29 protein-coding genes are annotated in these 26,189 nt (G+C 66.8%); 14 read left to right on the plus strand and 15 right to left on the minus strand.

Translation table 11 applies throughout. From position 1 onward, the window contains the following. Positions 1–10 precede the first annotated feature (10 nt). The 7 genes from NWE53_RS18715 (at position 11) to NWE53_RS18745 (ending at position 5,683) form a co-directional block, all read left to right on the plus strand. Positions 11–1,291 carry a beta-ketoacyl-ACP synthase gene (locus NWE53_RS18715; protein ID WP_265050874.1) on the plus strand — a complete coding sequence of 427 codons (1,281 nt, stop codon included), beginning with the start codon at positions 11–13 and terminating at the stop codon, positions 1,289–1,291. After that, a complete protein-coding gene (locus NWE53_RS18720) occupies positions 1,288–2,034 on the plus strand; it encodes an SDR family oxidoreductase (protein ID WP_265050875.1) in 747 nt (248 codons plus the stop codon). Before NWE53_RS18715 ends, NWE53_RS18720 begins: the two co-directional genes overlap by 4 nt. 56 nt (positions 2,035–2,090) lie before the next feature. Then, entirely contained in the window at positions 2,091–2,339 is a 249-nt protein-coding gene (locus NWE53_RS18725) for a CopG family ribbon-helix-helix protein (protein ID WP_265050876.1), read from the plus strand. Then, positions 2,336–2,620, plus strand: coding sequence for a type II toxin-antitoxin system RelE/ParE family toxin (locus NWE53_RS18730; RefSeq protein WP_265050877.1), 285 nt, complete (start codon positions 2,336–2,338; stop codon positions 2,618–2,620). The genes NWE53_RS18725 and NWE53_RS18730 overlap by 4 nt, the downstream gene beginning before the upstream one ends. Positions 2,621–2,635: 15 nt before the next feature. Next, positions 2,636–3,658 (plus strand): zinc-binding dehydrogenase, encoded by a 1,023-nt coding sequence (locus tag NWE53_RS18735; RefSeq protein ID WP_265050878.1) that lies wholly within the window; start codon positions 2,636–2,638, stop codon positions 3,656–3,658. A 211-nt stretch (positions 3,659–3,869) separates the two neighbouring features. Further along, positions 3,870–4,850 (plus strand): lipid A biosynthesis lauroyl acyltransferase, encoded by a 981-nt coding sequence (locus tag NWE53_RS18740; RefSeq protein WP_265050879.1) that lies wholly within the window; start codon positions 3,870–3,872, stop codon positions 4,848–4,850. A 68-nt stretch (positions 4,851–4,918) separates the two neighbouring features. Next, positions 4,919–5,683 (plus strand): DUF1223 domain-containing protein, encoded by a 765-nt coding sequence (locus NWE53_RS18745; protein WP_265050880.1) that lies wholly within the window; start codon positions 4,919–4,921, stop codon positions 5,681–5,683. A gap of 34 nt (positions 5,684–5,717) precedes the next feature. Here NWE53_RS18745 and NWE53_RS18750 read toward each other — a convergent pair whose 3' ends face one another. From NWE53_RS18750 to NWE53_RS18760, 3 genes are all read right to left on the minus strand, one after another. Continuing rightward, positions 5,718–6,323, minus strand: coding sequence for a TPM domain-containing protein (locus tag NWE53_RS18750; protein ID WP_265050881.1), 606 nt, complete (start codon positions 6,321–6,323; stop codon positions 5,718–5,720). Then, the gene (locus NWE53_RS18755) at positions 6,323–7,120 is read right to left on the minus strand and encodes a TPM domain-containing protein (protein ID WP_265050882.1); all 798 of its coding nucleotides are present in this window, start codon (positions 7,118–7,120) and stop codon (positions 6,323–6,325) included. Before NWE53_RS18755 ends, NWE53_RS18750 begins: the two co-directional genes overlap by 1 nt. Before the next feature lie 105 nt (positions 7,121–7,225). Next, on the minus strand, positions 7,226–7,828 hold the full coding sequence (locus tag NWE53_RS18760; protein ID WP_265050883.1) for a LemA family protein: 603 nt from the start codon (positions 7,826–7,828) through the stop codon (positions 7,226–7,228). Between the two features lie 126 nt (positions 7,829–7,954). Between NWE53_RS18760 and ggt the strand changes: the two genes are divergently transcribed. Beyond that, the gene (gene ggt, locus NWE53_RS18765; RefSeq protein WP_265050884.1) at positions 7,955–9,691 is read left to right on the plus strand and encodes a gamma-glutamyltransferase; all 1,737 of its coding nucleotides are present in this window, start codon (positions 7,955–7,957) and stop codon (positions 9,689–9,691) included. A gap of 93 nt (positions 9,692–9,784) precedes the next feature. Next, positions 9,785–10,420: a hypothetical protein gene (locus NWE53_RS18770; protein WP_265050885.1), complete on the plus strand. Its 636-nt coding sequence runs from the start codon at positions 9,785–9,787 to the stop codon at positions 10,418–10,420. A gap of 163 nt (positions 10,421–10,583) precedes the next feature. Here the strand turns inward: NWE53_RS18770 and NWE53_RS18775 are convergent, their stop codons facing one another. The 3 genes from NWE53_RS18775 to NWE53_RS18785 form a co-directional block, all read right to left on the minus strand. After that, on the minus strand, positions 10,584–11,066 hold the full coding sequence (locus tag NWE53_RS18775; protein ID WP_265050886.1) for a hypothetical protein: 483 nt from the start codon (positions 11,064–11,066) through the stop codon (positions 10,584–10,586). A gap of 5 nt (positions 11,067–11,071) precedes the next feature. Then, a complete protein-coding gene (gene rlmN / locus NWE53_RS18780) occupies positions 11,072–12,301 on the minus strand; it encodes a dual-specificity RNA methyltransferase RlmN (RefSeq protein ID WP_265050887.1) in 1,230 nt (409 codons plus the stop codon). Positions 12,302–12,514: 213 nt separating this feature from the next. Next, positions 12,515–13,114 (minus strand): hypothetical protein, encoded by a 600-nt coding sequence (locus NWE53_RS18785; protein ID WP_265050888.1) that lies wholly within the window; start codon positions 13,112–13,114, stop codon positions 12,515–12,517. A 180-nt stretch (positions 13,115–13,294) separates the two neighbouring features. Here NWE53_RS18785 and NWE53_RS18790 point away from each other — a divergent pair, with 180 nt between their 5' ends. Then, the gene (locus NWE53_RS18790) at positions 13,295–14,269 is read left to right on the plus strand and encodes an NADPH:quinone oxidoreductase family protein (protein ID WP_265054944.1); all 975 of its coding nucleotides are present in this window, start codon (positions 13,295–13,297) and stop codon (positions 14,267–14,269) included. 6 nt (positions 14,270–14,275) lie between these two features. Here NWE53_RS18790 and NWE53_RS18795 read toward each other — a convergent pair whose 3' ends face one another. Continuing rightward, a complete protein-coding gene (locus NWE53_RS18795) occupies positions 14,276–14,611 on the minus strand; it encodes a YkvA family protein (RefSeq protein ID WP_265054945.1) in 336 nt (111 codons plus the stop codon). A gap of 218 nt (positions 14,612–14,829) precedes the next feature. Here NWE53_RS18795 and NWE53_RS18800 point away from each other — a divergent pair, with 218 nt between their 5' ends. Next, positions 14,830–15,615, plus strand: a complete 786-nt coding sequence (locus tag NWE53_RS18800; RefSeq protein ID WP_265050889.1) for an SDR family NAD(P)-dependent oxidoreductase — start codon at positions 14,830–14,832, stop codon at positions 15,613–15,615. Between the two features lie 3 nt (positions 15,616–15,618). On the opposite strand, the gene NWE53_RS18805 is transcribed toward NWE53_RS18800, so the two are convergent. From NWE53_RS18805 to ftsY, 4 genes are all read right to left on the minus strand, one after another. Continuing rightward, the gene (locus NWE53_RS18805) at positions 15,619–16,332 is read right to left on the minus strand and encodes an RES family NAD+ phosphorylase (RefSeq protein ID WP_265050890.1); all 714 of its coding nucleotides are present in this window, start codon (positions 16,330–16,332) and stop codon (positions 15,619–15,621) included. Continuing rightward, a complete protein-coding gene (locus NWE53_RS18810) occupies positions 16,329–16,742 on the minus strand; it encodes an MbcA/ParS/Xre antitoxin family protein (RefSeq protein WP_442864847.1) in 414 nt (137 codons plus the stop codon). Before NWE53_RS18810 ends, NWE53_RS18805 begins: the two co-directional genes overlap by 4 nt. Positions 16,743–16,943: 201 nt before the next feature. Continuing rightward, on the minus strand, positions 16,944–17,579 hold the full coding sequence (locus NWE53_RS18815) for a septation protein A (protein WP_265050891.1): 636 nt from the start codon (positions 17,577–17,579) through the stop codon (positions 16,944–16,946). Next, positions 17,576–18,850 carry a signal recognition particle-docking protein FtsY gene (gene ftsY, locus NWE53_RS18820; protein ID WP_265050892.1) on the minus strand — a complete coding sequence of 425 codons (1,275 nt, stop codon included), beginning with the start codon at positions 18,848–18,850 and terminating at the stop codon, positions 17,576–17,578. The genes NWE53_RS18815 and ftsY overlap by 4 nt, the downstream gene beginning before the upstream one ends. 157 nt (positions 18,851–19,007) lie before the next feature. Here ftsY and NWE53_RS18825 point away from each other — a divergent pair, with 157 nt between their 5' ends. Next, positions 19,008–19,667 (plus strand): RluA family pseudouridine synthase, encoded by a 660-nt coding sequence (locus NWE53_RS18825; RefSeq protein ID WP_442865043.1) that lies wholly within the window; start codon positions 19,008–19,010, stop codon positions 19,665–19,667. A gap of 160 nt (positions 19,668–19,827) precedes the next feature. Here NWE53_RS18825 and NWE53_RS18830 read toward each other — a convergent pair whose 3' ends face one another. The 4 genes from NWE53_RS18830 to NWE53_RS18845 all read right to left on the minus strand — a co-directional run bounded on the left by NWE53_RS18830 (position 19,828) and on the right by NWE53_RS18845 (position 22,672). After that, positions 19,828–20,124: a 4a-hydroxytetrahydrobiopterin dehydratase gene (locus tag NWE53_RS18830; protein WP_265050894.1), complete on the minus strand. Its 297-nt coding sequence runs from the start codon at positions 20,122–20,124 to the stop codon at positions 19,828–19,830. Next, positions 20,121–20,693, minus strand: coding sequence for an RNA 2',3'-cyclic phosphodiesterase (gene thpR, locus NWE53_RS18835; protein WP_265050895.1), 573 nt, complete (start codon positions 20,691–20,693; stop codon positions 20,121–20,123). Before thpR ends, NWE53_RS18830 begins: the two co-directional genes overlap by 4 nt. Positions 20,694–20,899: 206 nt before the next feature. Then, on the minus strand, positions 20,900–21,955 hold the full coding sequence (locus NWE53_RS18840; RefSeq protein ID WP_265050896.1) for an aldo/keto reductase: 1,056 nt from the start codon (positions 21,953–21,955) through the stop codon (positions 20,900–20,902). 81 nt (positions 21,956–22,036) lie between these two features. Further along, the gene (locus NWE53_RS18845) at positions 22,037–22,672 is read right to left on the minus strand and encodes an arylesterase (protein WP_442864848.1); all 636 of its coding nucleotides are present in this window, start codon (positions 22,670–22,672) and stop codon (positions 22,037–22,039) included. Positions 22,673–22,825: 153 nt separating this feature from the next. On the opposite strand from NWE53_RS18845, the gene NWE53_RS18850 reads away from it, so the two are divergent. Beyond that, positions 22,826–23,527 carry an ABC transporter ATP-binding protein gene (locus NWE53_RS18850; protein ID WP_265050897.1) on the plus strand — a complete coding sequence of 234 codons (702 nt, stop codon included), beginning with the start codon at positions 22,826–22,828 and terminating at the stop codon, positions 23,525–23,527. Positions 23,528–23,529: 2 nt separating this feature from the next. Then, entirely contained in the window at positions 23,530–26,115 is a 2,586-nt protein-coding gene (locus NWE53_RS18855; RefSeq protein WP_265050898.1) for an ABC transporter permease, read from the plus strand. Positions 26,116–26,189 lie beyond the last annotated feature (74 nt).

Raw genomic sequence — 26,189 nt, forward strand, 5'->3', positions numbered from 1 at the left:
GGTCGAAGCCATGAGCACGCATCGTGACGCCAAGGGTCGCCCGCTCGTCGCCGTCACCGGCCTGGGCATCGTCACCTCGCTCGGCCAGGGCAAGGACGCCAACTGGCAGGCGCTGACGGCCGGCAAGTCCGGCATCCACCGCATCGAACGCTTCCCGACCGAGGGCCTGCGCACGACGATCGGCGGCACCGTCGATTTCCTGTTCGATGGCTCCTTTACTGCCCCCCAGCTCTCCGAGAAGCTCGCCACATTGGCGGCCGAGGAGGCTGTCGGCCAGAGCGGCATCGCCAAGGCCGGCGATTTCCCGGGCGAGCTCTTCATGGCCGTCCCGCCCGTCGAGATGGAATGGCCGCAGAAGCAGGAGCTCGCCCAGGCCATCGATGGCGAGGTCGACTATGACGGCCTGCTGCGCACCGCCGCCACCGGCAAATACGCCGCGATGCACGAGCTCTTCGTGTTCGGCGGCGTCGCCGACCACATCGCCGACCGTTTCGGCACCAGGGGCTCGCCGATCTCGCTCTCGACCGCCTGCTCCTCCGGCGCGACCGCGATCCAGATGGGCCTCGAGGCGATCCGGCGTGGCGAAACCGAAGCCGCGCTCTGCATCGGCACCGACGGCTCGATCCACGCCGAGGCGCTGATCCGCTTCTCGCTGCTCTCGGCGCTCTCGACCCAGAACGACCCCGCCGAAGGTGCGGCCAAGCCCTTCTCGAAGAACCGCGACGGCTTCGTCATGGGCGAAGGAGCCGGCGCGCTGGTGCTGGAGGATTACGACCACGCGCTGGCGCGCGGCGCCACCATCCTCGGCATCGTCGCCGGCTGCGGCGAGCGTGGCGACGGCTTCCACCGCACGCGTTCGAGCCCGGACGGCAAGCCCGCCATCCTCGCCATGCAGGACGCGCTGGCGGATGCGGGGCTGACGCCCGACGATGTCGACTACATCAACGCCCACGGCACATCGACGCCGGAGAACGACAAGATGGAGGCGATGAGCTGCGCCGCCGTCTTCGGCGAGCGCATGGCGAAGCTGCCGATCTCCTCCAACAAGTCGATGATCGGACACACGCTGACGGCGGCGGGCGCGGTCGAGGCGGTGATCTCCTTCCTGACCATCGCCAACGGCAAGATTCCGCCGACGATCAACTATGCCAATCCCGACCCGGCGATCACGCTCGACGTCGTGCCGAACACGGCCCGCGACGCCAAGGTGCGCACCATCATCTCCAACTCCTTCGGCTTCGGCGGCCAGAACACCTGCCTCGTGCTGACGGCGCCCCCGGAGGCGGCATGACCAAGATCCTCGTGACGGGCGGCGCCAAGGGTGTCGGCGCCGCGATCGTGCGCGCGCTGGCGGCGGCCGGCCACGATGTCGATTTCACCTTCCGCTCTTCCGCCGACCAGGCGAAGACGCTGGCGAAGGAGATCGCGACGGCCCATCCCGGCCGCACGGTGACCGCGCTGCCGCTCGATCTCTCCGACAAGGCAGCGCTCGACACCTTCTGCGAGGAGCGCGAAGGCGAGAGCTATTTCGGCCTGATTCACAATGCCGGCCAGCCCTATGATTCGCTGGCGGCGATGATGGCGCAGGACAAGGCCGAGGCCGCGATGCAGGTCAATTTCTGGGCCTTCACCCGCCTCGCCAAGAGCCTGATGCGCAACATGATCCGCGCCAGGGCCGGGCGCATCGTCGCCATAGGCTCGGTCGCGGCGCTGCGCGGCAACCCCGGCAACGCGGCCTATGCCGCCTCCAAGGGCGCGCTGATCTCCTATGCGAAGACTCTTGCCGTCGAGACCGGCAAGCGCGGCGTCACCGTCAACGTCATCGCGCCGGGCTTCGTCGACACCGACATGATGGCGCCCTATGCCGCGTATCGCGACAAGATGCAGGCGCAAATCCCGGCCGGCCGCTTCGCCAAGCCGGAGGAGGTCGCGGGCCTCGCCGCCTTCCTGATGAGCGAGCCCGCCGCCTATATCACCGGCACCGTGCTGCCGATCGACGGCGGCGTGACGGCGCATCTCGGCGTGCATCGCTAAGTTCGACTTGCACGGGCAGTTCTGCTAGGTTCATGATGAACCGGAGAGAACCATCCATGACGGCCGCTTTCACTATCCGCCTCGACGACGAAATGCTGGCCAAGCTCGATTCGCTTGCCGCCGATACGGATCGCTCGCGCAGCTGGATCGCGGCGAAGGCGATCGAGAGCTATGTCGAGCTGAATGCCTGGCAGATCGAGCAGATCAAGGCCGGCCTTGCGGAAGCCGATCGCGGTGAGTTCGTCAGCGAGGCCGATCTTGATGCGATCGAAGCCGAGATTCAGGCCAAGATCGACCAGCAATGAATATTGTCTGGACGCCGAGAGCGCAGCGTAACCTGCGCGATACGGCACGCTATCTGACGCAGTTCAACCCATTCGCAGCGTTGTCCGTGATCCGCACGATTCGTATCGCGCCGAAGCAACTTCTGCGTTACCCCGCCAGCGGGCGGCCAGGACGGATTGACGGAACCCGCGAACTCGTCGTCGGCGGAACTTCGTACATCTTGCCGTACCGTGTCCATCAGGACGCCATCGAAATCCTCGCGGTTCTCCATACCTCCCGGCAGTGGCCGGACAAGCTCTGAAAGACCGATTGCCCGATGCGCTCCCTCCAGCTTCATGGTGACCGCGATCTCCGCCTCGAGGAGATCGAGCCGCCGCCGCCACCCGCAGCCGGCGAGGTGCAGATCCGCATCAAGGCGGTGGGCTTGAACTATCTCGATCTCTGGGGCTTTCGCGGCATGGCCTTCGCCAAGCGCAAGATGCCACAGGCCGCTGGCGTCGAGGCAGCCGGCGAGATCGTCTGCGTCGGCGAGGGCGTGACCGGCTTCGCGCCCGGCGACGTCGTCACCGCCTATGGCGCCGACACCTGCGGCCAGTGTAAGGCCTGCCGCGAGGGCCGCGACAATCTCTGCGAGAACGTCGCCGGCATCATGGGCTTCCATATCGACGGTTTCGCCCGCGAATTGCTGAACCGCCCGGCGCGCCTCACCATCAAGGCGCCGAAGGGCGTCTCCTTCGAGGACGCCGCCTGCGCGCCGATCGGCTTCGGCACGGTCCAGCACATGCTGTTCGACAATGCGAGGGTGGAGCCCGGCGAATCAGTGCTCGTCCATGCCGGCGGCTCCGGCATCGGCACGGCCGCGATCCTGATGGCGAAGGCGATCGGCTGCACGGTCTACACCACCGTCGGAGACGATGAGAAAGGCGCCAAGGCCAAGGCGCTCGGCGCCGACCACGTCATCAACTATCGCGAGGACCGCTTCGAGGGCGTCGTCCGCAAGCTCACCGGCCGCAAGGGCGTCGATGTCGTGTTCGAGCATGTCGGCGCCGATACCTGGAACGGCTCCCTGCTCTGCCTGAAGCGCGGCGGCCGGCTCGTCACCTGCGGCGCCACCTCCGGCCCCTCGGCGACGATCAACCTGATGCAGCTCTTCCAGCAGCAATACCGCATCACCGGTTCCTTCGGCTGCCGCATCGAGAATATCGCCCAGTCACTGGCGAAGATGGCCGGCGGCATGAAGCCGGTGATCGACTCGGTCTTCCCGCTCGCCGAATTCGAGAAGGGCCTCGCCCGGATCGAGGGCCGCAAGGTCTTCGGCAAGGTCGTCATCGCCTTCTGAACGACGCCTCCGCCCAGCCAAAGACTTGACGGCAGCGCTTTCCTGCCCCAGATCGCCCCTCTCAAGCCCGGTCTAGCTCTCGGACGGGCGAGCTAGAGCATTTTCAAGCGAAGTCGATCCCGGTTCGCGTGAAGAAAATGCGACCAAACGAAGGGACACAGCAGGTGTGCGTTGCGCAGAAACGCGGACCTGCTCTGGAGCTGGACCGACCTTGAAACGATTGAAGGCAATCGCCGCGCGCGCCGGCGCGGCGGCGATGATCGGCGTGATCCGCGCGCTGTTCGCATTCCTGCGCCTGCTCGGCCCCGAACGCTCCAGCGATGTCGGCGGCTGGCTGCTGCGCACGGTGAGCCCGCTGATCCCGGTTAACGGCGTCGCGCTCGCCAATATCCGTGCAGCCTTCCCCGAGAAGGACGAGGCGGAGGTGAAGCGAATCGCGCGCGGCGCCTGGGAGAATCTCGGCCGCACGGCCGCCGAATACGCGCATCTCAAGACGCTGTTCGATTACGACCATGACAACCCCGACAGGCCCTCCCGCGTCGAGGTCGAGGGTATCGAGCACTTCATCACGCTCAAGGAAGACGACAGGCCCGGCCTGATCTTCTCGGCGCATCTCGCGAATTGGGAACTGCCGGCGATCTGCGCGGCGACCTATGATCTGGAGACGACGGCCGTCTTCCGTGCCCCCAACGATCCTGCGATTGCCGCGATCGTCCACGAAATCCGCTCCGGCGCCATGGGCGGCCTCGCCGCGGCCAAGCAAGGCGCCGCCTTCGCCATGCAGGGCGTGCTGGAAAAAGGCGGCCATCTCGGCATGCTCATCGACCAGCACTTCACGCGCGGCGTTGTGGTACCTTTCATGGGCCGCCCCGCGCTGACCAATCCGATCATGGGCAAGTTCGCCCGCCGCTTCGATTGCCCGGTCCATGGCGTGCGCGTCATCAGGCTGCCGAACCAGCGCTTCCGCATCGAGCTGACGCCACCGCTCGACCTGCCCCGCGATGCCGCCGGCGAGATCGACGTTCAGGGCGCCATGGCGATGATGACGGCGGTCGTGGAGGGCTGGGTGCGCGAACATCCCGAGCAGTGGCTCTGGATGCATCGCCGCTGGCGACCCAATATGATTTCTGCCGCTGCGCTGGCCGGTTTCGATCACGCCCGCGCGACCATGCCCGTTTTCAAGGCAACGTGATTTCCCTCTGCGCCCAATAGCTGGCTTTGGTAACCTCCGGAAAATAAATCGCCCTCAAAGTCGAGCTCATGTTCTCCGTCCTCAGCCAATCCGCTGCGACTATCGCGTTTCTCGTCCTCGGCATGACGATTGCCCAGGCGCAGACGGCTGCGAAATCGCCCAAGGCCGTGATCGAGCTGTTCACCAGCCAGGGTTGCTCATCCTGCCCGCCTGCGGATGCGCTGGTGGTCGAGCTGGCGAAGGACCCCGAGCTGATCGCGCTGACCCTGCCGGTGACTTATTGGGACTATCTCGGCTGGAAGGATACGCTCGGCAAGGATTCCTTCGCGAAACGCCAGAAGTTCTACGCCAAGTCGCGTGGCGACGGGCAGGTCTATACGCCCCAGGTCGTCATCAACGGCGCCGCTCACGCGATCGGCTCCGAGAGGGCGGAAATCGAGAAGGTGGTGAACCAGCTGGCCGTGACCGGCTTCGCCGCGAAACTGGCCCTGAAGGAAGAGAACGGCAGCCTTCAGATCAGGATCGCGCCCACCGGGAGCACGAGCGAGGAAAAGGCCGGCGTCTGGATCATTCCGACGACGCGCCAGGCGACGGTTCCGGTCACGCGCGGCGAGAACCAGGGCAAGACCCTGGCCTACGCGAATGTCGTGCGCGGCATGGTGCGCGTCGGCGACTGGAACGGCCAGGAAGCGACCATCACCGCGCAGCTGACGGCGTTGCAGGCACCGGAGGCCGATGGCTACGTCGTCATCATCCAGGCCGAACGGCCCGGCAAATACGGCATGATGCCGGGCGCCATTCTCGGCGCCGCCCAGGGTCTGGCCTCGCGCTGACGCTTGCGCCCAAGCCTCCCGATCCGGCTGTCCTTCAGAGCAGGATGACCTTGTTCGACAGCTCGTCGACATCGCCCGGCAGCGGCGGAACATGCTGCGCCAGCACCGCGCCGACCCCGTCGACCGCCTTGATCAGCCCCTCGGCCAGCCTGTCCTCGCGCGCCGCGGCCAGCAGCGGCTCGATGATGCCGCGCCAGGTATCCGCAGCGACCAGGCCGTCGATTCCACTATCCGCCAGCACCTCGGCATAGCGCTCCTGTAAGGCGATGTAGAGCAGCACGCCGGTGCGCCCCTTGGTCCGAGTCAGGCCGCGCGCCGTGAACTCCCGCAGCGCCGCCTCATGCGCCCGCCGCCGCTTGACGAAGCCGGGAACGAAGCGGCCGCCACGCCCGTACCAGAGCAGCGCGCCGAGCAGCACCGCCGCGCAAAAGAGCTGGACCATGAAGATGCGCTGGGCGCTCATCACCGTCATCGAGAGCAGCGGCCACGGCACGAACAAGGCCAGCGTCAGAGCCATCATCACCGGCACGTTGCGATAGCTCGACGCCGCCCGGTCGATCACGACGACGATCTCGCCGGCCGTCTGCAATTCGGCGCGGCGCACGGCCTCCGCGATCGCATCCCTGTCCGCATCGTCCATCACCAGTCTCCCGAAGCTCCGCCGCCACCGGAGGAGCCGCCACCGCCCGAGAATCCACCGCCGCCGGAACTCCAGCCACCCCCGCCGCCGCTCCAGCCCGAGCCGGAACCCGTGCCCCAGCTCGTGCTCGGCGGCAGGGTCACCCACTGCCCGTTCCGCAGCCGGTGGCGACGCGCGCCTCCCTGTTGGCTCAAGCCGCGCAGGAAGGCGACGATGAACAGGAAGATGAAGACCATCGCGATGATGACGGCGATATCCTCGCCCAGCGTGCTCTCGTCGGAGCGCACCTCCGCGCGGCGCTGCCATTCCTCGGCATCTCCGGCAAGGATGGTCAGGATGGCATCGACGCCCGCCTCGATGCCACCAGCGAAATCGCCGGTCTTGAATTTCGGCGCGATCGCCGTGGTGATGATGACCTTGGAAAGCGCGTCGGTGAGTGCGCCTTCGAGGCCGTAGCCGACCTCGATGCGGACCTTGCGCTCCTTCGGCGCGACGATCAGCAGCGCGCCGTTGTTCTTCGCCTTCTGGCCGAGCTGCCAGTGGCGGAACAGGCCAATGGCGAAATCCTCGATCGTCACATCCTGCAGCGATGGCACGGTCGCGACCACGACCTGATCCGAAGTCTTGTCCTCATGCGCCTTGAGCTTGTCCTCGATCCGCTGCCGGACATCGGGAGCGAGCAGGTTCGCGCCGTCGACGACGCGCCCCGTCAGCGCGGGATAAGTCGGCTCCGCAGCGTACGCGAGGCCGCTCCACAGGATCAGGAACAGGGCTATGACCCCACGCAACGCCGTCATTCTCGGGCGAAGCGCAGCGCAGACCCGAGAATCTCTGGCAGGAGATGCTCGGGTCGAGCCCGGGCATGACGAGCGAACCGATTTCACAGGCCTCTGCCGCTAGCCTCAGAACTTCACCGCGGGCGGCCGCTCGGCGCCGGACGTGGCCGTGAAGGTCTCCATCGGCTTGGCGCCCCAGAACAGCTTGGCCCAGATCACGCCGGGAAAGGTGCGGATCTCGGTGTTGAAGGCCTGGACCGCCTGGATGTAGTCCCGCCGCGCCACCGCGACCCGGTTCTCGGTGCCTTCGAGCTGGGACTGCAGGGCGAGGAAGTTCTGGTTCGACTTCAGCTCGGGATAGCGCTCGACCGTGACGAGCAGCCGCCCCAGCGCGCCGGTGAGTTGGTTCTGCGCGTCCTGGAATTCCTTGAACTTCGCGGGGTCGTTGATGGTCGAGGCATCGACCTTGACCTGCGTCGCCTTGGCGCGGGCCTCGACGACGGCGGTCAGAACCTCGCGCTCCTGCGCCGCATAGCCCTTCACGGTCTCGACGAGGTTCGGGATCAGGTCGGCGCGGCGCTGATACTGATTCTGCACCTCCGACCAGGCCGCTTTCGCCCTCTCCTCCAGCGTCGGCACGTTGTTGTAGCCGCAGCCGGCGAGCGCAAGGCCCACCAGCCCCAGCGCGAGCCAGGCAAAAGGACGGCGAAGATGGGCGGAAAACGTCATGCCGAAAACCCCTTTTGGCAGCGTCAGAACGGTCTCGATTCGGAACTCTACCTGCCGTGGCCCGCAGGTCCAAGCTGTCAGGCCGCGGCGAATGGCCTATCCTGCCGCCGTACTCGGAGATGAGCCATGCGCCTGCCCGCCCTTCTGCCGCTGACAGTGGCCCTGCTGACCGCCCAGATCGCAACCGCCCAGACGTTCGCACCGGCACCGGAAGCCGCGACCGGGCGCGCAACCAAGACGCTCGGCACGGCCCAGCGCTTCATGGCGGCAGCCGCCAACCCGCTCGCCGCCACGGCCGGCCGCGATATCCTGCGCGCCGGCGGCAGCGCGACCGACGCCGCCATCGCGATCCAGCTCGTGCTCAATCTGGTCGAGCCGCAGAGCTCCGGCATCGGGGGCGGCGCTTTCTTCGTCCATTGGGACGAGGCCGCCCGCAAGGTCACGACGTTGGACGGACGCGAGACGGCGCCCGCCGCGGCGACGCCCGAGCGCTTCATGAAGGACGGCAAGCCGATGCCGTTCCGAGAGGCAGTGGTGGGGGGCCGCTCGGTCGGCGTTCCCGGCACGCTGAAGCTGCTGGAAGAAGCGCATCGCCGCTGGGGCAGATTGCCCTGGGCCGATGTCGTCGCGCCCGCGCTGAAGCTGGCGGAGGAAGGCTTCGCCATTTCGCCGCGTCTCAACGGCCTGCTCGCCGGTGAACGCGACCTGCCAAAGAACCCGATCGCCGCTGCCTATTTCTACGAGCCGGATGGCAAGCCGAAAGCCGTCGGCACGATCCTGAAGAACCCCGCCTTCGCGGCGACGCTGCGCGCGATCGCTGCCAGTGGCGCAAAAGCCTTCTACGAAGGAGCCGTCGCCGAGGACATCGTCGCGACCGTCACCGGCCACCCGAGCAATCCCGGCGACATGACGCTGGCCGACCTCGCCGGCTACAAGGTCGAGGAACGCGAGCCGGTCTGCGGCGCCTACCGCATCTGGCGGCTCTGCGGCATGGGCCCGCCGAGTTCGGGCGCCATCGCCATCCAGCAGATGCTCGGAATGCTGGAGGCTCAGGATCTGCGCCGGCTCGGCCCCGGCGCCGAAGCGGCGCACTGCTTCAGCGAGGCCGGCCGCCTCGCCTTCGCCGACCGCGCGCTCTATCTCGCCGATCCCGCGTTCATCAGCGTCCCCGTGCGCGGCCTGATAGACCGCGACTATATCCGTTCACGCGCCGGCCTGATCGGGCCTGAGCGCTCCATGGGCCGCGCCAAGGCCGGCGACCCACCCCATAGGCGCGCCCAGCTTCTCGCCCCCTCCGACGGCATCGAGAACGGCACCAGCCATATCTCGGTGGTGGACGCCGACGGCAACGCCGTCGCGATGACCACGACGATCGAGGACGGCTTCGGCTCGCGCCTGATGACCAAGAGCGGATTCCTGCTCAACAACGAGCTGACAGACTTCAACTTCGCCCCGGAAGAAGACGGCAAGCCCGTGGCCAACCGCGTCGAGCCCGGCAAGCGGCCGCGCTCCTCGATGGCGCCGACGCTGGTCTTCGATGCCTTCGGGCGGCTTTATGCCGTGGTCGGCTCGCCCGGTGGCAGCCAGATCATCGGCTATGTCGCCAAGACCCTCGTCGCGCTGCTCGACTGGAAGATGGACCCGCAGCAAGCCGTCGATTTCGGCAATTTCGGCAGCCGCAACGGCCCGACCGAGCTGGAGAAGGGCACCGAGGCAGAAGCCTGGAAGGCCGTGCTCGAAGCGAAAGGCCACGAGGTCCGCTTGCTGGAGATGACCTCGGGCACCCAGGCCATCGTTAAGACGCCGGAAGGCTTTTTGGGTGGCGCCGACGGCCGGCGAGAGGGTGTGGCGATTGGGAATTAATCCGCATTGCTTCTGACATGATCGGCCCAGATTGCAGACCTGACGGGACAGAAAGCACGATCTGTCCTAGCCGATTGGAGGGTTAGGAACACCATGGACAGAATCGCCGGCTGGGCTGTCGCTAATCCTTCCGCCGCGGCATCGATTGCATCGGCCATAATCGCTGCGTCGGTAGCCCTGATTGTTTTTACGATTACGCAGATGATCGCACGGAAGCGCGAAGCGACCCAGCTTCTCATGCCAAAGCTCGAACAAGTCTATCTGCTACTCAACGAGCTTTCGGAGCATAATGCCCGTATGTTTAAGCTCTACCATCTCGCGTTGGAAGGTGACGTTGAGGCACAGAAGAAACTAAATGAGATTGACGATCTGACGCACTACGGGCTCGATAGGGCGAAGAAGATCATCATGCACATACGTCTCTACTTTCCTGCGCTAAGCAGAGTTCATCAGATTTTGTTCAATGCGGAACGCCATTTGAACATGTTGCGATATCAAGTCAATTCCGACGATACGGTCGATTCAGAGGCCTTGTTGATGGCGAGCGGCAATGTAGGCCATCTTCTGCAACTGATGGAGAGTGAGATAATTAACAACAGAGATATATTACTGAAGACGAACTGGCTTCCGCGATGGTACAGAGCCGTCACCCAAGAGCAGATCGATAATCCCTCTCCACGACCTGAAGGCCCATATATTCATAAAGCGCAGCCTAGCAAAGGCAAATAGGCACCTACCGGACCCGATATGTATGTTATCCGCTAGAATGTGTTGCTTATGCTAGGGCATAAATATTGCGTTGTTTGGAAAGTACTCAGGCCAAGGCTGATTTTGCAGGATGCGTCAGAAAACGCGCGCGGCGCCGACTTCGAACGAAACTACTGCACCACCGCTACGCCTGACTCACTCGCTGCTCGCCGCCGGCTCCGCGCCCTGCGATCAGCCAGTAGACGAAGCCCGTCGCCGCGCCGACCAGGAAGAGCCCGGAGATGATCTGGAGCTCGGCCGGGCTCGGCGTGCGCGACAGCCTGAGCATGGCGAGCGGCAGCAACGCCGCGAGCAGCCCAGTGAAGCCGGCCTGGAGCAGCCCGCTGCGCAAACGGAACAGCTCCGAGCCGATCGCGACCAGCACGACAGGCGCGACGATGATCGCCAGCCCCAATCGCCCGATCAGCCCGAAGGCCGCCTGCGCGGCCGGCGCCGGATCGATACCGCTCTCGGCCAAGCCGAACAGGATGTCCAATAGCCGCTCGATGCCGCCGCCGATCAGCAGCGCCACGGCCGGCGAGGCAACGCTCGCCATCGCCAGGAAGAACAGAGCCGCCCCCATCGCGACGAGACAGGCGAAGGGCATCAGCAGAATCCAGCGCAGCAAGCGGCTCACTCCGCCGCGACGGCCGGCACGGCTTCCACCTGATCCTGATCCAGCATCAGCCGGGCGCGGGCGGAGAGCTTCTCCGTCTCGCTCTTGAGCTGACCGCAGGCGGCGAGGATGTCGCGCCCGCGCGGGGTGCGCACCGGCGAGGCATAACCGGCGCGGAAGACGATATCGGAGAAACGCTCGATCCGGTCCCAATCCGAGCACTCGTATTTCGTGCCGGGCCAGGGATTGAACGGGATCAGGTTGATCTTGGCCGGAATGCCCTTCAGCAGCCGCACCAGCTCGCGCGCCTCGGCGTCGGAATCGTTAACGCCCTTGAGCATGACGTATTCGAAGGTGATCCGCTTCGCGTTGGAGAGACCCGGATAATTCCGGCAGGCCTCGAGCAGATCCTTGATCGGGTACTTCTTGTTGAGCGGCACCAGCTCGTTGCGCAGCTCGTCGCGCACCGCATGCAGCGAGATCGCCAGCATCGTGCCCATCTCGCCGCCAAGCGGGCCGATCTGCGGCACCACGCCCGAGGTCGAGACGGTGATGCGCCGGCGCCCGATCGAGAGCCCCTGGTCGTCGGACATGATGGCGATCGCATCGCGCACGCCGTCGAAATTATAGAGCGGCTCGCCCATGCCCATGAAGACGATGTTCGTGACCAGGCGCCCGCCATCGTTCGGCACGAAGGCGCCTTCCGGCGGCTTGCGGTTGGGGAAATCGCCGAGACGCTCGCGCGCCACCATCAGCTGTGCGACGATCTCCTCGGCCTTGAGGTTGCGGACGAGACGCTGCGTGCCGGTGTGGCAGAAGGTGCAGGTCAGCGTGCAGCCGACCTGGCTGGAAACGCAGAGCGTGCCGCGGTCGACCTCGGGGATGTAGACGCATTCGATCTCGGCGCCGCGGTCATGCGGCCCGGTCGAGGGCATGCGCATCAGCCATTTGCGCGTGCCGTCGGTCGAGACCTGCTCTGCCGTCACCTCCGGCAGGTCGAGCGAGAAATGCGCGGCGAGTTGGCCACGCAGCCCCTTGCCGATCGTCGTCATCGCGTCGAATTCGCGCACGCCGTAATGGTAGATCCAGTTCCAGAGCTGGCCGACGCGCATGCGCCGCTCCTTCTCGGGAACGCCGATCTCGGCCAGGGCCTCGGCGAGGCCCGCGCGGGTGCGCCCGGCCAGCGACGGGCGCCGCAAAACGGTTTCAGCCGCCGGAGCGGCAGGTGCGGAAACGGACACGGTCATCGGAGCTCTGTCGTCGCCCATACGGGAAGGCGCGGGATTTCCCGCTCCCTAGCACAATTGCCGGAAAACCGGAACCCCGCCGTCATTCTCGGGCGGAGCGAAGCGTAGACCCGAGAATCTCCGGACGAGAAGGCGCCGGGAGTTTTTCCGGCATGAGATGCTCGGGTCAGGCCCGAGCATGACGCGCCCGGTCTCACGGCGGCGCCATGCGCCTTACTTGCAGGCGTCTTCGGCCCGCTTCACGATCTGGCTGATGCCGGCGAGCGAGTATTTGTCGCTGGTCGGGTTGCCGCGCTTCGAGGTGCCCTTGATCTCCAGCCCGGCGCCGCGCCGCATCGAGTCGAGCATGCGCGTCTCCTCGGCCGGGTTCTTCAGCCACATGTTCTGGCCCTTGGCGACCAGCGCGAAGCGGTCCGTGCCGATGAGCGCCTGATGCTCGACGCCTTCCTTGAGGTCGAAGTTCATCACGAAGCTGATCTCGTTGCGCACGCCCTCGCCCGGCCGGCTGGAGACGAAGAGCAACCCTTCGACCTCCTTGAGATTCGCAGGTATGCGGGTTTCGGCCTTGGACAGGGCGTAGCAGACCTTGGAGCGGCCTTGCTGCGACGAGAAGGCCTGCCATTTGCCGGCCGTTTCCAGCAGCATCGCCTGCCCCTGCCCGGAGCTGGCGGCAGCCGGCGTGGCGGCCGGCTTCGGCTTGGCCGGAGCGGCCTGGGCCGACAGCGCGGGCAGACCGAGCAATCCGGTCATCAGGCCGAGCGCGGCGAGGCGGAAAAGAGCGGCGTCGCGGGTACGGAGGAACGAGCTGATCATGGACCGCCATCAGTCACTAAAAATCTTAACACCGCGTTTACCACGAGTGGATCGCGCGGGACGGCGGCATAGAGTGTCACGATCCTGGCGAAAATACGAATGGCGCAGCCGCTGGCCGGTTCCGCGCCATGCGACGCCGTGGCACAGTCCGGCAGCGCGGCGGTGAATGGCGGATCGACGATGAAGGCCTTGCTCTGCGAACATCACGGCCCGGCGGAAGATCTCGTCATCCGCGATCTGCCGGAACCGAGTCCCGGACCCGGCGAGGTCGTCGTTGCCGTCAAGGCGGCCGCCCTCAATTTCTTCGACACGCTGATCATCAAGGGCCGCTATCAGACCAGGCCCGCCTTCCCCTTCTCGCCATCGGCCGAATGCGCGGGCACCATCGCGGCGATCGGCGAGGGCGTCACCGGCTGGCAGCTCGGCGAGCGCGTCGCAGCCTGGCTCGGCTATGGCGCAGCGCGTGAGAAGGTCGTGGTTCCCGCCGAGGCGCTGATCCGCGTGCCGGAGCGGCTCGACGACGCACAGGCTGCAAGCCTTTTCGTCACCTACGGCACGGCGATGCACGGGCTGATCCAGCGCGCCCATCTGAGGGCCGGCGAGACGCTCGCGATCCTCGGTGCCTCCGGCGGCGCCGGCTTGGCGGCGGTCGAGATCGGTGCGTTGCTCGGCGCCCATGTCATCGCCTGCGCCTCATCGCCCGACAAGCTGGCATTGGCTCGCGAGCACGGCGCCCAGGAGGAGGTCGACTATAGCCAGGCCGATATCCGCGCCGCGCTGAAGAGGCTCACCGAGGGGCGCGGCGTCGACGTGCTCTACGACACAGTGGGCGGCGAGCTCGCGGAACCCGCGTTGCGCTCCATGGCCTGGGAAGGCCGCTACCTCGTCGTCGGCTTCGCCGGCGGCGAGATTCCCAAGATTCCGCTCAACCTGCTGCTGCTGAAGGGCTGCGATCTGCGCGGTGTCTTCTGGGGCGAGTTCGTCGCGCGCGAACCGGCAGCGCATCGCCGCAACATGGAACGCCTGCTCGAATGGGCGGCAGGAGACCATATCCGCGCCCATGTCCACGCGACCTTCCCGCTGGAGCGCTGGACCGAAGCCTATGCGCTGATCGGCGATCGCAAGGCCAAGGGCAAGATCGTGCTGACGCTGTGACGAAGCCTAAAGCTCCGCCAGCGCCTTCCTCGCCCGCTCGCGATGCTCCACCTTGATCGAACCGGCCACTGCCGCGATGGCGGCGGCGATCACCGCCGCATCGTCGGTGAAGCCCAGAAGCGGCATGATGTCGGGAATGGCGTCGATCGGCAGCACGAAATAGCCGAGCGCAGCGAGCAGCGTCATCCGCACGCGCCGCGGCGTCGCCGGATCGCGCGCGCAGAACCAGGCCGTCAGCAAATCCTCGGCAAACGGAATACGCTTTGCGACGCGCTTGAGCCGGGACATGAAATCGGTCCCGAACTTCGCCTCGTCGCGCAGGCTCTTGCGGATCGCCTCCATCTCCTCGCGGCTGAAGCTTGCGCTGAACCCTTCGCTCATTCCTGTCTCTCTCCTTCGCGTCCGATGACGCCAATGATCGCGCACCCGGAATCGACGCGCCATGTCGAAAGATGGCCCCGTCGCAATCCTGCACAAGAGGCCTGCCGGAAAACCCGCTTGGAGCGGCACGAAACGCCCTCTAAACCGGCTCCAGAACCAGGACGCACGGGAAACGCACCATGAAGCTCGATTCTTCCCTCGCCGCCATCGTCACCGGCGGCGCCTCCGGCCTCGGCGAGGCGACGGCCCGGATGCTTGCGAGCCAGGGCGTCAAGGTCGCGCTGCTAGACCTCAACGCCGAGCGCGGCGAGGTGATCGCGCAGGAGATCGGCGGTGTCTTCTGTTCCTGCGACGTCACCAACGAGGACTCGGTCGACGAGGCGCTGGCCAAGTCTCGCGCCGCCCATGGCATCGCCCGCATCGTCGTCAACTGCGCCGGCATCGCACCGGGCCGCCGCGTCGTCTCGAAGAAGCGCGAAACCGGCGAGCTCATCGCCCATGACCTCGCCACCTTCGAGAAGGCGGTCGCGATCAACCTCGTCGGCACCTTCCGCGTCATCGCCAAATCGGCGGTCGCGCTCGCCGGGCTGGAGCCGGTTACCGCCGATGGCGGCCGCGGCGTCATCATCTGCACGGCTTCGGTCGCCGCCGAGGACGGCCAGATCGGCCAGGCCGCCTATGCCGCCTCCAAGGCCGGCGTCGCCGGCATGACGCTGCCGATCGCGCGCGATCTGGCTGGTGTCGGCATCCGCATCGTCACGATCATGCCAGGCCTGTTCGAGACGCCGATGTTCGCCGGCCTGCCCGACGACGCCAAGGCCTCGCTCGCCGTCTCGGTGCCGCATCCCTCGCGCCTTGGGCGCCCGGCGGAATATGCCGCGCTCGCGCGCAGCATCATCGAGAACGACATGCTGAACGGCACGTCGATCCGCTTGGACGGCGCGATCCGCCTCGCACCGAAATAGGCGTCAGACGACGCGGTAGACCTCACCGGCGCTGCGGTCCCGGTAGAGGTCCACGCGCTCGCCGTTCCAGTGATAGTCGAGATGCCGCCCCTGCACCGGCTGGCTAGCCCCATCCGGGTAGAACAGCCCGGCGCATTCGCCACCAGGGCAGCGCACGCTGGGATAGGCGATGCCGGCCGAGCCGAGCGCCCGCAAGCCGATGCCGAGTGCCTGGCTCGCGGCATAGTCCGTGGGGTCGAGCACCGGAGCGGCTTCCGCCCCGAACGCCCGCACATCATGAAGGTCGGCGTCGACCTCCAGCACGATCTCGCGGAATTGCGAGGTCCAGCCCGGCGGCTGGGCCGTCGCCAGCATGAAGCGGGCGTGGTGATGGATCGTCTCCAGCAGCGCCACCTCGAAGCGGTCGCCGACATAGAGCACGCCGAAGCTGCCGTCGCTGAAACGGCTCGGCCGGTCCGGGCTGACATGGGTGAAGGGCGCCATCAGCCAGCTCGCGCCCGGTCCCGAGACGCGCCGCTTCGCCGGCACGAGATCGAGATTGCCGATCGTCTCCATCAGGCGCGGATTGGTCTTCTGCTCGGCCGCGATCAGCAGCGGCCAGTCGGCAGGGTCGGCGATGTCCTCGAACAAATCGATCGGCGGGAAGATGCTGCGGATGATCCGGACCGCCCCGCGCCATCTGATTTCTGTGACCGGCAGGCTCGCCGGATCGATCACCAGGCGCCCCGCTCGGCGTCGAGCAGCCGGCGTACCCGCATCAGGTCGGTGAGTTCGCCGCCGAGCATGACATCGACAGCCGATTTGCCACCGAAGTCGCTGTTCGGCCGCTTGATCCAGTCATAGCCACGCTGCGGCTCGGTGAAGATCAGCCTCAGCGCCTTGTGGATGCCCATCAAATTCGACAGCCGCGCCTTGCCATCGCGCGAGATGCGGCCGATCTCGCCGGCTTTCCAGCGGCGGTAGGTCCTGACCGGCAGATCGATCAGCACCGCCGCCTCCTCGTCGGTGACGCGCCAGAGCCGGAACAGGTTGACCGCCGCGCGGAACATCGCCGCCGCCTCGTCGTCGCCAATGGGGTCGGGGACGAAATCGCGTTGGGCGGTCTCGATGCGCAGCAGGGCCGTCACGGCATCATTCTCCATTTGGCATAAAATGGAGACAATCTTGCCAAATGGCAAGAGACACCCAAAACACCACGTCATCCCGGACAACCCGCGTCAGCGGCGACGATCCGGAATCCATGCCTGAACCTCTATCGGACATGCTCCGGAATGGATTCCGGGTCTTCCTTCGGTCCCCCGGGATGACGGCGTGGAGGTTGCTTGACCTTACTCTTCCGCCTTCGCCGGCTTGATCTCATGCTTCAGGATCAGCGGCGTCTGCGCCAGCGCAAAGGCCATGGTCAGCGGCATCACACCCCAGACCTTGAAGGCGACCCAGAAATCCTGGGTCTGCGTCCGCCAGACCACCTCGTTGATCGCCGCCAGCACGAAGAAGAACAGCCCCCAGCGGAAGGTGAGCTTGCGCCAGCCTTCCGCGTCGAGCTGCAGCACCGTCTCCAGAACCAGCGACAGCAGCGACCGGCCGAACAGAAGCCCGCCGAGCAGCACGCTGCCGAACAGCGCGTTGACGATGGTCGGCTTGACCTTGATGAAGAAGGCATCGTCCAGCGCCAGCGTCAGCCCGCCGAAGACGCTGACGACGATGGCGTTCACGATCGCCATGCGCGGCAGATAGCCCATCAGCACTCGCGACAGCGCCAGCGCCACCAGCGAAGCGACGATGAAGATGCCGGTGGCGACGAAGATGCGCCGGTCCTCGGCGACGCCGAGCAGCCTGTCGCCATAGGAATTGGCGAAGAAGAAGATCGCCAGCGGCCCGAACTCGAGCGCCAGCTTCAGCAGCGGGCTTATCGCCTTGCCCTTGGCCGCCCCGACGGGGATTTGTCGTGTGGTGCCGCTCACGCCGCTTCTCCCAACCCCGCCACGGCGCGGGCGAAATCGCGCGCCGAGAACGGTTCCAGATCGTCGACGCTCTCGCCGACGCCGATGAAATGCACGGGCAGGCCGAACTGCGCAGCCAGCGCCACGAGAATGCCGCCGCGCGCCGTGCCGTCGAGCTTGGTCATCACGAGCCCCGTCACGCCCGCCGTCTCGCGGAAGGCCTCGACCTGGCTGATCGCGTTCTGGCCGACGGTGGCATCGAGCACCAGCAATGCCGCGTGCGGCGCGCTCGGATCCTGCTTGCGGATGACGCGAACGACCTTGGCGAGCTCGTCCATCAGGCCCTGCTTGTTCTGAAGCCGCCCGGCCGTGTCGACCAGCAGCACGTCGGTGCCCTCAGCCTTGGCTTTCTCAAGCGCCTCGAAGGCGAGGCCGGCCGCATCCGCGCCCTGCTGGCCGAAGACGACCTTGGCGCCGGTGCGCTCGCCCCAGACCCGCAATTGCTCGATCGCGGCAGCACGGAAGGTGTCGCCGGCGGCGAGCATCACGGATTTGCCCTCGGCGCGGAATTTCGCAGCGAGCTTGCCGATCGTCGTGGTCTTGCCGGAGCCATTGACCCCGACCATCAGGAGCACGAACGGCTTTTTCGTGGCGTCGATCGCAAGCGGCAGCGCCACCGGGGTCAGGATCGTCTCGACCTCGCGCGCCAGGATCGCCTTCACCTCGCTCGGTTCGATCTGCTTGTCGTAGCGGCCATCGCCGACCGCCTTGGCGATACGCGCCGAGGTGGCGAGCCCGAGATCGGCCTGGATCAGGATGTCCTCGAGATCCTCGAGCGTGCCGGCATCGAGCTTGCGCTTGGTGAAGAGGTCGGTGATCCCCGTCGTCAGCGCCGAAGAGGTCCGCGACAGCCCCTCGGTCAGCCGCCGCCACCAGCTCCGCTTCGGCTGAGGCGCGGGCGCCGCAAGCGACGCCGAAGCAACCACAGGCTCGGGCAGCGGAGCGGCGATAGCTTCCAGTTCTGGTTCGGATTCTGCGACAGGCAGGGCGCCGTCGACCGGAACGGGCGGCAAAACCGCATCGGGTGCCGGCTCGGGGACCTCGACGACGGGCGCTTCCGTCTCGGCAACTGGCGACGTGGCCGCTTCCGCTGCTTCCGGTTTGGGCTCTTCGACCGACTCTGCAAGCTGTTCATTCACCGGCTCGACAGCCGGCGCCGGCTGCGCCGTTTCGTCCTCGCGTCCGAACAGCCTCGAAAAGAAGCCGCGTTTCTTCGGTTCGGTCTCGCTCATCGCCATCCTGCCTTCGGTTCGGCGGCTGTCTCGGGTTGCGCCGCCGGGCCGGCTTCGCTAGCGCAATGCCATGGCAGCGCCGGACCGACCAGAAAATTCGCAATCCCCCGGGCAGATCGAGGCCGACCTGCCGGTGCCGGTGCTCTATCGCGACGCCATGATGCTGGTCATCGACAAGCCCGCCGGGCTGCCCTCGCATCGCGGCCCGCAGGCGAAACGCCGCGTCATTCCCGTCCTGACCGACTATCTCGACCAGCTCCGCTTCGGCCTGCCGCGCCGGCCCGAAGCCGCGCACAGGCTCGACAAGGACACCTCCGGCTGCCTCATCCTCGGCCGTCATCCGCGTGCGATGGCCGAGCTCAACCAGATGTTTCGCGACGGGCGCATCGACAAGACCTACTGGGCGATCGTGCGGGGCGAGCCGGCTGATGACGAGGGGCTGATCGACCTCCCCCTCGCCAAGCGCTCGCCCGAGCGTGGCTGGTGGATGAAAGTCGATCCCGCCGGCCTGCCCTCGCAGACGCGTTACAAGGTGCTGGGACGCGGCCGCGACGAAACCGGCCCGCTTGCCTGGCTCGCGCTGGAACCGCTGACCGGCCGGACGCATCAATTGCGCGTTCATTGCGAGGCCAGCGGCTGGCCAATGCTGGGCGACGAAATCTACGGCGACGCTCCGCGCGAAGGCGGGCCGGGCCTCCAGCTCCATGCCCGCGCCGTCACCGTGCCGCTCTACCGCAAGCGCGAACCCATCCGTGTCGAGGCGCCACCCCCGCCGCATATGCTGGCGGCACTGAGGGCGTGCGGTTGGGTTGCATAGCCCTGCTCATCTGAAGATATGCGGGTCATCCCGGACGACCGAAGGGAGATCCGGGATCCATGCCTGAATCCAATCGGAAACGCTCCGACATGGATCCCGGATCGGCGCGGCTGAAGCCGCTTGTCCGGGATGACGGCGTGTTTCCCGAGGATGTCGAAAATCAGTTCCCTAGAGCGTCGACCGCGCGGGCAAGCTTGACGTCGAGTTCGGTCAAGCCACCCGCATCGTGGGTGGCGAGCGTCACTTCCACCGTCCGGTAGACGTTCGACCATTCGGGGTGATGGTTCATCGCCTCGGCCAGCAGCGCCACCCGCGTCATCCAGCCGAAAGCCTCGCTGAAATCGCGGAAGACGAAGCGCTTGGTGATCGCCTCTCGCCCCTGCGCCAGCTTCCAGCCGGTCAGCGTCGCCAGAGCCTCGGCCTGCGCCTCCGGGGAAAGCCGCTTCGGCCGCGTCATCGGCGCATCTCCCGCGACAGGCGGTTCGGATAGGACGGGCCGAGCGGATAAGCGGCCTCCAACACATAAGGCCCGCCGCCGGTCGAATCGCGCGACGACATCAGCGCGACGCGACGCGCCGTGAACGTGATCGGCCTGATGATCGGATGCAGGCCGAGATGATGCGCCACCTCGACCGGCGAGGTGTCGCGCAGTCGTGCCAGCGTAACATGCGGCACGAATTTGCGCCCTTCCGCCGGCAGGCCCAGGCGGCGCATCTGCCGCTCGATATCGGCCTGAAGCTCGGTCAGCGCCCGACTCGGCTGCGCGTGCGCAAAGACGGCGCGCGGCTTGTCGCCGCCGAAGCTGCCGAGCGCATCGAGCGTCACCTCGAAGGGATAGGCTTGCAGGTCGGACAGCATGTGGTCGACATCGTTCGCCATGCGCCGGTCGACATCGCCGAGGAAGCGCAGGGTGATGTGGTAGTCGGCCGGCTCGATCCAGCGCGCGCCCGACAATCCGCCACGATGCAGCGTCAGCTCGGTCGCGACCTCGGCGGGGATTTCCAGAGCGATGAACAGCCTCGGCATGAGCGATTCCTGCCAAGTGATTGTGACTCTGGCGAGACGGTAGAGCAGGAAGCCGGCTCAAGGGAACCGGTTTTCCGCCGCGCGATGCCCGACATCCACCGTCATTCTCAGGCTTGACCCGAGCATCTCAGGAAGGAAGGGCGCTCATTTCTGGACGAGATTCTCGGGTCGAAGCATTGCTTCGCCCGAGAATGACGAGCGTCTGCTCAGGGGCAGGGATTGCCGACGAGCTGATGGATCGCGTCGATCTTGGCCTCGACGTCCGCCGTCAGCTTGACGTCGATCGAGGCGATATCGGTCTTCAGCTGCTCCATCGAGGTCGCGCCGATGATGTTGGACGTGACGAAAGAGCGGCTGTTGACGAAGGCCAGCGCCATCTGGGCCGGATCGAGCCCGGCTTCGCGGGCGAGCGCGATATAGCGCCTGATCGCATCCTCGGCGCCCGCGCCCTCATAGCGCTGGCCCCGATCGAACAGCGTCGTGCGGGCGCCTGCCGGGCGTGCGCCGTCGAGATACTTGCCGGTGAGATAGCCCTGCGCGAGAGGCGAATAGGCGAGCAGCCCGACATCCTCGCGAATCGCCACCTCGGCGAGCGCCGTCTCGAAGGTGCGGTTGAGCAGGTTGTAGGCGTTCTGGATCGACTGCACCCGCGGCGTGCCCCGCGTTTCGGAGTCGGTGACGAAGCGCACCGTGCCCCAGGCGCTCTCGTTGGAGAGGCCGAGATGGCGGATCTTGCCGGCTTTCACGATCTCGGCGAAGGCGTCGAGCTGCTCGGCGATCGAGGTCTCGTCGGCGGGCTTCTCATAGGCGGCTTTCGAGAAGCGCGTCGGATTCGAACCCCAGGGCATCGGCCGCTCGGGGAAATGCACCTGGTAGAGATCGATATAGTCGGTCTGCAGCCGCTGCAGGCTCTTGTCGACCGCCTCCAGGATCTGCTTGCGCGTCAGCCGCGTCGGGCTGCCATCGCCGCGGAACCAGGTGTTGCCGCCGCGCCCGCAGACCTTCGACGCCAGGATGATCTTGTCGCGGTTGCCGCGCGCCTTGAACCAGCTGCCGATGATCCGCTCGGTCGAGCCTTGCGTCTCCGGCTTCGGCGGGATGGAGTAGAGCTCGGCCGTGTCGAAGAAGTTGATGCCCTGCTCGACGGCATAGTCCATCTGGGCATGGCCTTCGGCCTCGGTGTTCTGCTCTCCCCAGGTCATGGTTCCCAGGCAGATCACCGAGACCTTGAGATCGGTGCGTCCGAGGCGGCGATAGTCCATGGCGAAGCAACTCCGGGAGCGGGGCCGGCGGGCGGCGATGCAAGAATCGGGGATTCGTCGCGCGGAGAACCCGCGGACGGATCAGGACCTGGGCGGCAAGCTGGCGATGAAGCGCTCGACCGTCGGCAGGATGGTCCGGACGATGACGTTGACGCCCTCGGCCGTGGGGTGGAGCCCATCCGCCTGGTTCAGCGCGCGGTCGCCCGCGATGCCCTCCAGGAAGAATGGGTAAAGCACCAGCGCGTGCTTTTCCGCAAGCTCGCGATAGATCGCATCGAAGCGTTTCGCATAATCCTCGCCGAGATTGCGCGGCGCATACATGCCGGCGAGCAGGACCGGGATCCTGCGCTCCTTCAGCCGCGTGATCATCGTCTCCAGCGATTGCCGCGTCTGCGCCGGGTCGACGCCGCGCAGCGCGTCGTTGGCGCCGAGTTCGAGGATGACGCCGTCCGTCCCGTCCGGCACCGACCAGTCGAGCCGCTCTAGCCCGCCTTGCGTCGTATCGCCGGAGACGCCGGCGTTCACGATCTCGACAGCGATGCCCTTCCGGCGCAGCGCTTGCTCCAGAACGGCGGGAAAGGCGGCGCTGGCCGGCAGGTTGTAGCCCGCCGACAGCGAATCGCCGAAGGCCACGAGCTTCAGCGGCCTCGCGGCGGCCGGACTCGGGCTGGAGGTCTGGGCGTGGGCCATATCGTGCGAACCGGCGAGAAGCAGCATGAAGGCGACGCAAAACGCCGCAACCGATTGGACAAGCGCGAATCCGCGCCCATATGGCCGCAGACCGCCTTGCGACGCGACGCCGCCCCAATCCGGGCGCGATCCGCTGTCAGCGAGGAAGGTGATGGATAGCGAAGTCAGGATCATGGCGTGATGAGCGAGAAGGCCGCTTCGGCAATCGAGTTGCAGGATGTCCACCTGAGTTTGGGGCGTGGCGCCGCCCGCGTCCATATCCTCAAGGGCGTCTCGGTGTCGCTGGCAGACGGCGAGGCGACCGGCCTCGTCGGCCCCTCCGGCTCCGGCAAGTCGACGCTGCTGATGACCATGGCCGGGCTGGAGCGCCCGGATTCAGGCCTCGTCAGGGTGGCCGGGCAGGATCTCGGCGCCCTCGACGAGGACGGGCTCGCCGTCTTCCGCGGCCGGCATATCGGCATCGTCTTCCAGTCCTTTCATCTCGTCCCGACCATGACGGCGCGCGAGAACGTGGCCCTGCCCCTCGAACTCGCCGGCAGCCCCGAGGCCTTCGCCCGCGCCGAGGCCGAGCTGCGCAATGTCGGCCTCGGACACCGCATGGACCATTACCCCGCCCAGCTTTCCGGCGGCGAGCAGCAGCGCGTCGCTATCGCGCGGGCCGTCGCGCCGGATCCGGCGATCCTCGTCGCCGACGAGCCGACCGGCAATCTCGACGAATCGACCGGCCGCTCCATCGTCGACCTGATCTTCGCGCTGAAGCGCGAGCGCGGCGCGACGCTGGTGCTCGTCACCCACGATCTCTCCCTCGCCGCGCTCTGCGATTCTACGGTCAGGCTGCGCTCCGGCGTGATCGAGGCTGACAGCGAGATGGCGGTCATCTGACGATGCACGCTCCCGTCAAGCCGACCTCGGCCCCGCCCTCGCGCTCCCCCGGCATCGGCCTCGTCCTCCGGCTCGCCATCCGCGACCTGCGCGCGGGCCTGCGCGGCTTCGGCGTCTTCATCGCCTGCCTGGCGCTCGGCGTCATGACCATCGCCGCCGTCGCCTCCGCCTCGCGCGGCCTGACCGAGGGCCTTGCCCGCGAGGGACGGCGCATCCTCGGCGGCGATGCCGCCTTCAGCCTGATCCATCGCGAGGCCTCGCCATCGGAGCTGGCCTTCCTGACGGCGCGCGGCACGGTCTCCAGCATCGCCACGATGCGCGGCATGGCCAATGCCGGCGAGAAGGGCGCGGCGCTGGTCGAGATCAAGGCAGTCGATTCCGCCTATCCCGGCATCGGCACGGTCGAGACCGACCCGCAGCAGCCATTGCCGGGCCTGCTGGAAGCACGCGACGGGGTCTTCGGCGCGGTCGCAGACCCCGTCCTGTTCGGCCGGCTCGACCTGAAGCCCGGCGACACTGTGACGGTCGGCGGCGCTAAATTGCAGCTGCGCGCCAATCTGGTCTCGGAACCCGACAAGATCGCTGCCGGCGTCGGCTTCGGCCCACGCCTCCTGATGTCGCAGGCAGCGCTGCGCGCCACCGGCCTGATCCAGCCGGGCAGCCTGATCCGCTGGACCTATCGCCTGCAGCTCCCGCAAGCCGCCGCAGGCGATGCCGATCTCGAAAAGGTGATCGCAGCGGTCGGCAGCGAGCAGCGCGATGCCGGCTGGGAGATCCGCTCCCGCGCCAACGCGGCGCCGAGCTTCCAGCGCAATCTCGAACGCTTCACCCAGTTCCTGACGCTCGTCGGCCTCACCGCCCTGCTGGTCGGCGGTGTCGGCGTCGCCAATGCGGTGCGCCGCTTCGTCGAGGCCAAGAAGCTCGACTTCGCCACGATGAAGGCGGTCGGCGCCACCGGTGGGCGCGTCGTCGCCATCCACCTGACCGAGGTGATGCTCGTCGCTGCCATCGGCACCGCGATCGGCCTCGTGCTCGGCGCCCTCGCTCCCTTCGGGCTCGGCGCCATCGTCCAGAGCATCCTGCCCGTTCCCTTCGAGCCGACATTGGCGCCGGGCGAGCTCGCCATCGCCGCGCTCTACGGCCTGCTGACGGCGCTCCTCTTCGCGATCATCCCGCTCGGCCGCGCCCACGATATCCCGGTTTCCGCCCTGTTCCGGGACCGCATCGAGCCCGATCCGCGCCGTCCCCGCGCGATCTACCTTGCCTTCTGCGCGCTGGCGCTGGCCGGGCTCGCCGGCGTCGCCATCGGCTTCGCCTATGATCGCCGCATCGCGCTGATCTATATCGGCGTCATGTTCGGCGTCTTCGTGCTGCTGCGCGCCGTCTCTCTCGGCCTGATGGCGCTCGCGCGCCGCATCCCGCGCCCGCGGCGGCCGGCCCTGCGGATGGCGCTCGCCAACAGCCACCGGCCGGGCGCGCTGACGCCCTCGCTCGTGCTCTCGCTGGGCCTGGGTGTCGCGCTGCTCTCCACGCTGTCCTTCATCGATGTCAGCCTGACGCGCCAGCTCACAGGCGCGCTGCCCGACAAGGCGCCGAGCTTCTTCTTCCTCGACGTTCCCAGCCGCGACTCCGACCGCTTCGACGCCTTCCTCGCGGCGGAGCGCCCGGGCGCCCGGACCGAGCGCGTTCCGATGATGCGCGGCCGCATCGTCTCCGTGAACGAGACCCGCGCCGAGGACATCAAGGCGAGCGAGCAGTCCGCCTGGGTGCTCGATGGCGATCGCGGCATCACCTACGCCGCCAGCCTGCCCGAGGGTTCCAGGGTCGCGGCCGGCGAGTGGTGGCCGGCGGATTATCGCGGCGAGCCGCTGGTCTCCTTCGACGCCCAGAATGCCGCCGGCATCGGCCTCAAGATCGGTGACCGGCTCACCGTCAACGTGCTCGGCCGCAACATAACCGCCCGCGTCGCCAATCTGCGCGCGGTCGACTGGCGCTCCTTCGGCATCAACTTCGTGATGGTGTTCTCGCCCAACACCTTCGCGGGCGCGCCGCACACCAACCTCGCCACCATCGCCGCGAGCCCGGACGGCAAGGGTGCCACCGACGCCGTGCTGATTCGCCGCCTCGCGCTCGATTTCCCGGCGGTCACGGCGGTGCGGGTCAAGGACGCGCTCGAAGCGGTCAACACCATCGTCGCCCAGCTCGCCATGGCGATCCGTGGTGCATCGGGTCTCGCCATCGCCGCGAGCCTGCTGGTGCTGGGCGGCGCGCTGGCCGCCGGGCAGAGGGCGCGGCTCTATGACGCGATGATCCTGAAGACCCTCGGCGCGACACGCCGCTTCATACTTTCGTCGTACGCCCTTGAATACGCCGTCATCGGCCTCGTCGCGGCGCTGTTCGGCGTTGTCGCGGGTACTGCGGCGGGGTGGGGCATCGTCACGCAAGTGATGCGGATCGAATTCGTCAGTGATCCCATGGGGGCGATACTGGCTGCGACTGCCGCAGTCGTGGTTACCGTCCTGTTCGGGCTCGTCGGTACGATAAAAATACTGGCGAAGGCGCCGGCTTCTCATCTCAGGAATTTATGATGACTATCTGAGAACGACTCTCGATAGACATTAAAATCCTGTAATTCTGCATGAGCGCGACGCCGAACTTCTAT

The organism is Bosea sp. NBC_00550, from assembly GCF_026020075.1.
Taxonomy (GTDB): Bacteria; Pseudomonadota; Alphaproteobacteria; order Rhizobiales; family Beijerinckiaceae; genus Allobosea.

Coding starts and splice junctions, on each gene's coding strand:
- NWE53_RS18770 (WP_265050885.1), top strand. CDS start 9,785: ATGGACAGAATCGCCGGCTGGGCTGTCGCTAATCCTTCCGCCGCGGCA.
- NWE53_RS18790 (WP_265054944.1), top strand. CDS start 13,295: ATGAAGGCCTTGCTCTGCGAACATCACGGCCCGGCGGAAGATCTCGTC.
- NWE53_RS18830 (WP_265050894.1), bottom strand. CDS start 20,124: ATGACGCGGCCGAAGCGGCTTTCCCCGGAGGCGCAGGCCGAGGCTCTG.
- ftsY (WP_265050892.1), bottom strand. CDS start 18,850: ATGAGCGAGACCGAACCGAAGAAACGCGGCTTCTTTTCGAGGCTGTTC.
- thpR (WP_265050895.1), bottom strand. CDS start 20,693: ATGCCGAGGCTGTTCATCGCTCTGGAAATCCCCGCCGAGGTCGCGACC.
- NWE53_RS18750 (WP_265050881.1), bottom strand. CDS start 6,323: ATGGACGATGCGGACAGGGATGCGATCGCGGAGGCCGTGCGCCGCGCC.
- NWE53_RS18840 (WP_265050896.1), bottom strand. CDS start 21,955: ATGGACTATCGCCGCCTCGGACGCACCGATCTCAAGGTCTCGGTGATC.
- rlmN (WP_265050887.1), bottom strand. CDS start 12,301: ATGACCGTGTCCGTTTCCGCACCTGCCGCTCCGGCGGCTGAAACCGTT.
- NWE53_RS18745 (WP_265050880.1), top strand. CDS start 4,919: ATGTTCTCCGTCCTCAGCCAATCCGCTGCGACTATCGCGTTTCTCGTC.
- NWE53_RS18735 (WP_265050878.1), top strand. CDS start 2,636: ATGCGCTCCCTCCAGCTTCATGGTGACCGCGATCTCCGCCTCGAGGAG.
- NWE53_RS18845 (WP_442864848.1), bottom strand. CDS start 22,672: ATGCTGCTTCTCGCCGGTTCGCACGATATGGCCCACGCCCAGACCTCC.
- NWE53_RS18825 (WP_442865043.1), top strand. CDS start 19,008: ATGATGCTGGTCATCGACAAGCCCGCCGGGCTGCCCTCGCATCGCGGC.
- NWE53_RS18725 (WP_265050876.1), top strand. CDS start 2,091: ATGACGGCCGCTTTCACTATCCGCCTCGACGACGAAATGCTGGCCAAG.
- NWE53_RS18755 (WP_265050882.1), bottom strand. CDS start 7,120: ATGACGGCGTTGCGTGGGGTCATAGCCCTGTTCCTGATCCTGTGGAGC.
- NWE53_RS18850 (WP_265050897.1), top strand. CDS start 22,826: ATGAGCGAGAAGGCCGCTTCGGCAATCGAGTTGCAGGATGTCCACCTG.
- ggt (WP_265050884.1), top strand. CDS start 7,955: ATGCGCCTGCCCGCCCTTCTGCCGCTGACAGTGGCCCTGCTGACCGCC.
- NWE53_RS18855 (WP_265050898.1), top strand. CDS start 23,530: ATGCACGCTCCCGTCAAGCCGACCTCGGCCCCGCCCTCGCGCTCCCCC.
- NWE53_RS18785 (WP_265050888.1), bottom strand. CDS start 13,114: ATGATCAGCTCGTTCCTCCGTACCCGCGACGCCGCTCTTTTCCGCCTC.
- NWE53_RS18800 (WP_265050889.1), top strand. CDS start 14,830: ATGAAGCTCGATTCTTCCCTCGCCGCCATCGTCACCGGCGGCGCCTCC.
- NWE53_RS18795 (WP_265054945.1), bottom strand. CDS start 14,611: ATGGAGGCGATCCGCAAGAGCCTGCGCGACGAGGCGAAGTTCGGGACC.
- NWE53_RS18720 (WP_265050875.1), top strand. CDS start 1,288: ATGACCAAGATCCTCGTGACGGGCGGCGCCAAGGGTGTCGGCGCCGCG.
- NWE53_RS18760 (WP_265050883.1), bottom strand. CDS start 7,828: ATGACGTTTTCCGCCCATCTTCGCCGTCCTTTTGCCTGGCTCGCGCTG.
- NWE53_RS18730 (WP_265050877.1), top strand. CDS start 2,336: ATGAATATTGTCTGGACGCCGAGAGCGCAGCGTAACCTGCGCGATACG.
- NWE53_RS18715 (WP_265050874.1), top strand. CDS start 11: ATGAGCACGCATCGTGACGCCAAGGGTCGCCCGCTCGTCGCCGTCACC.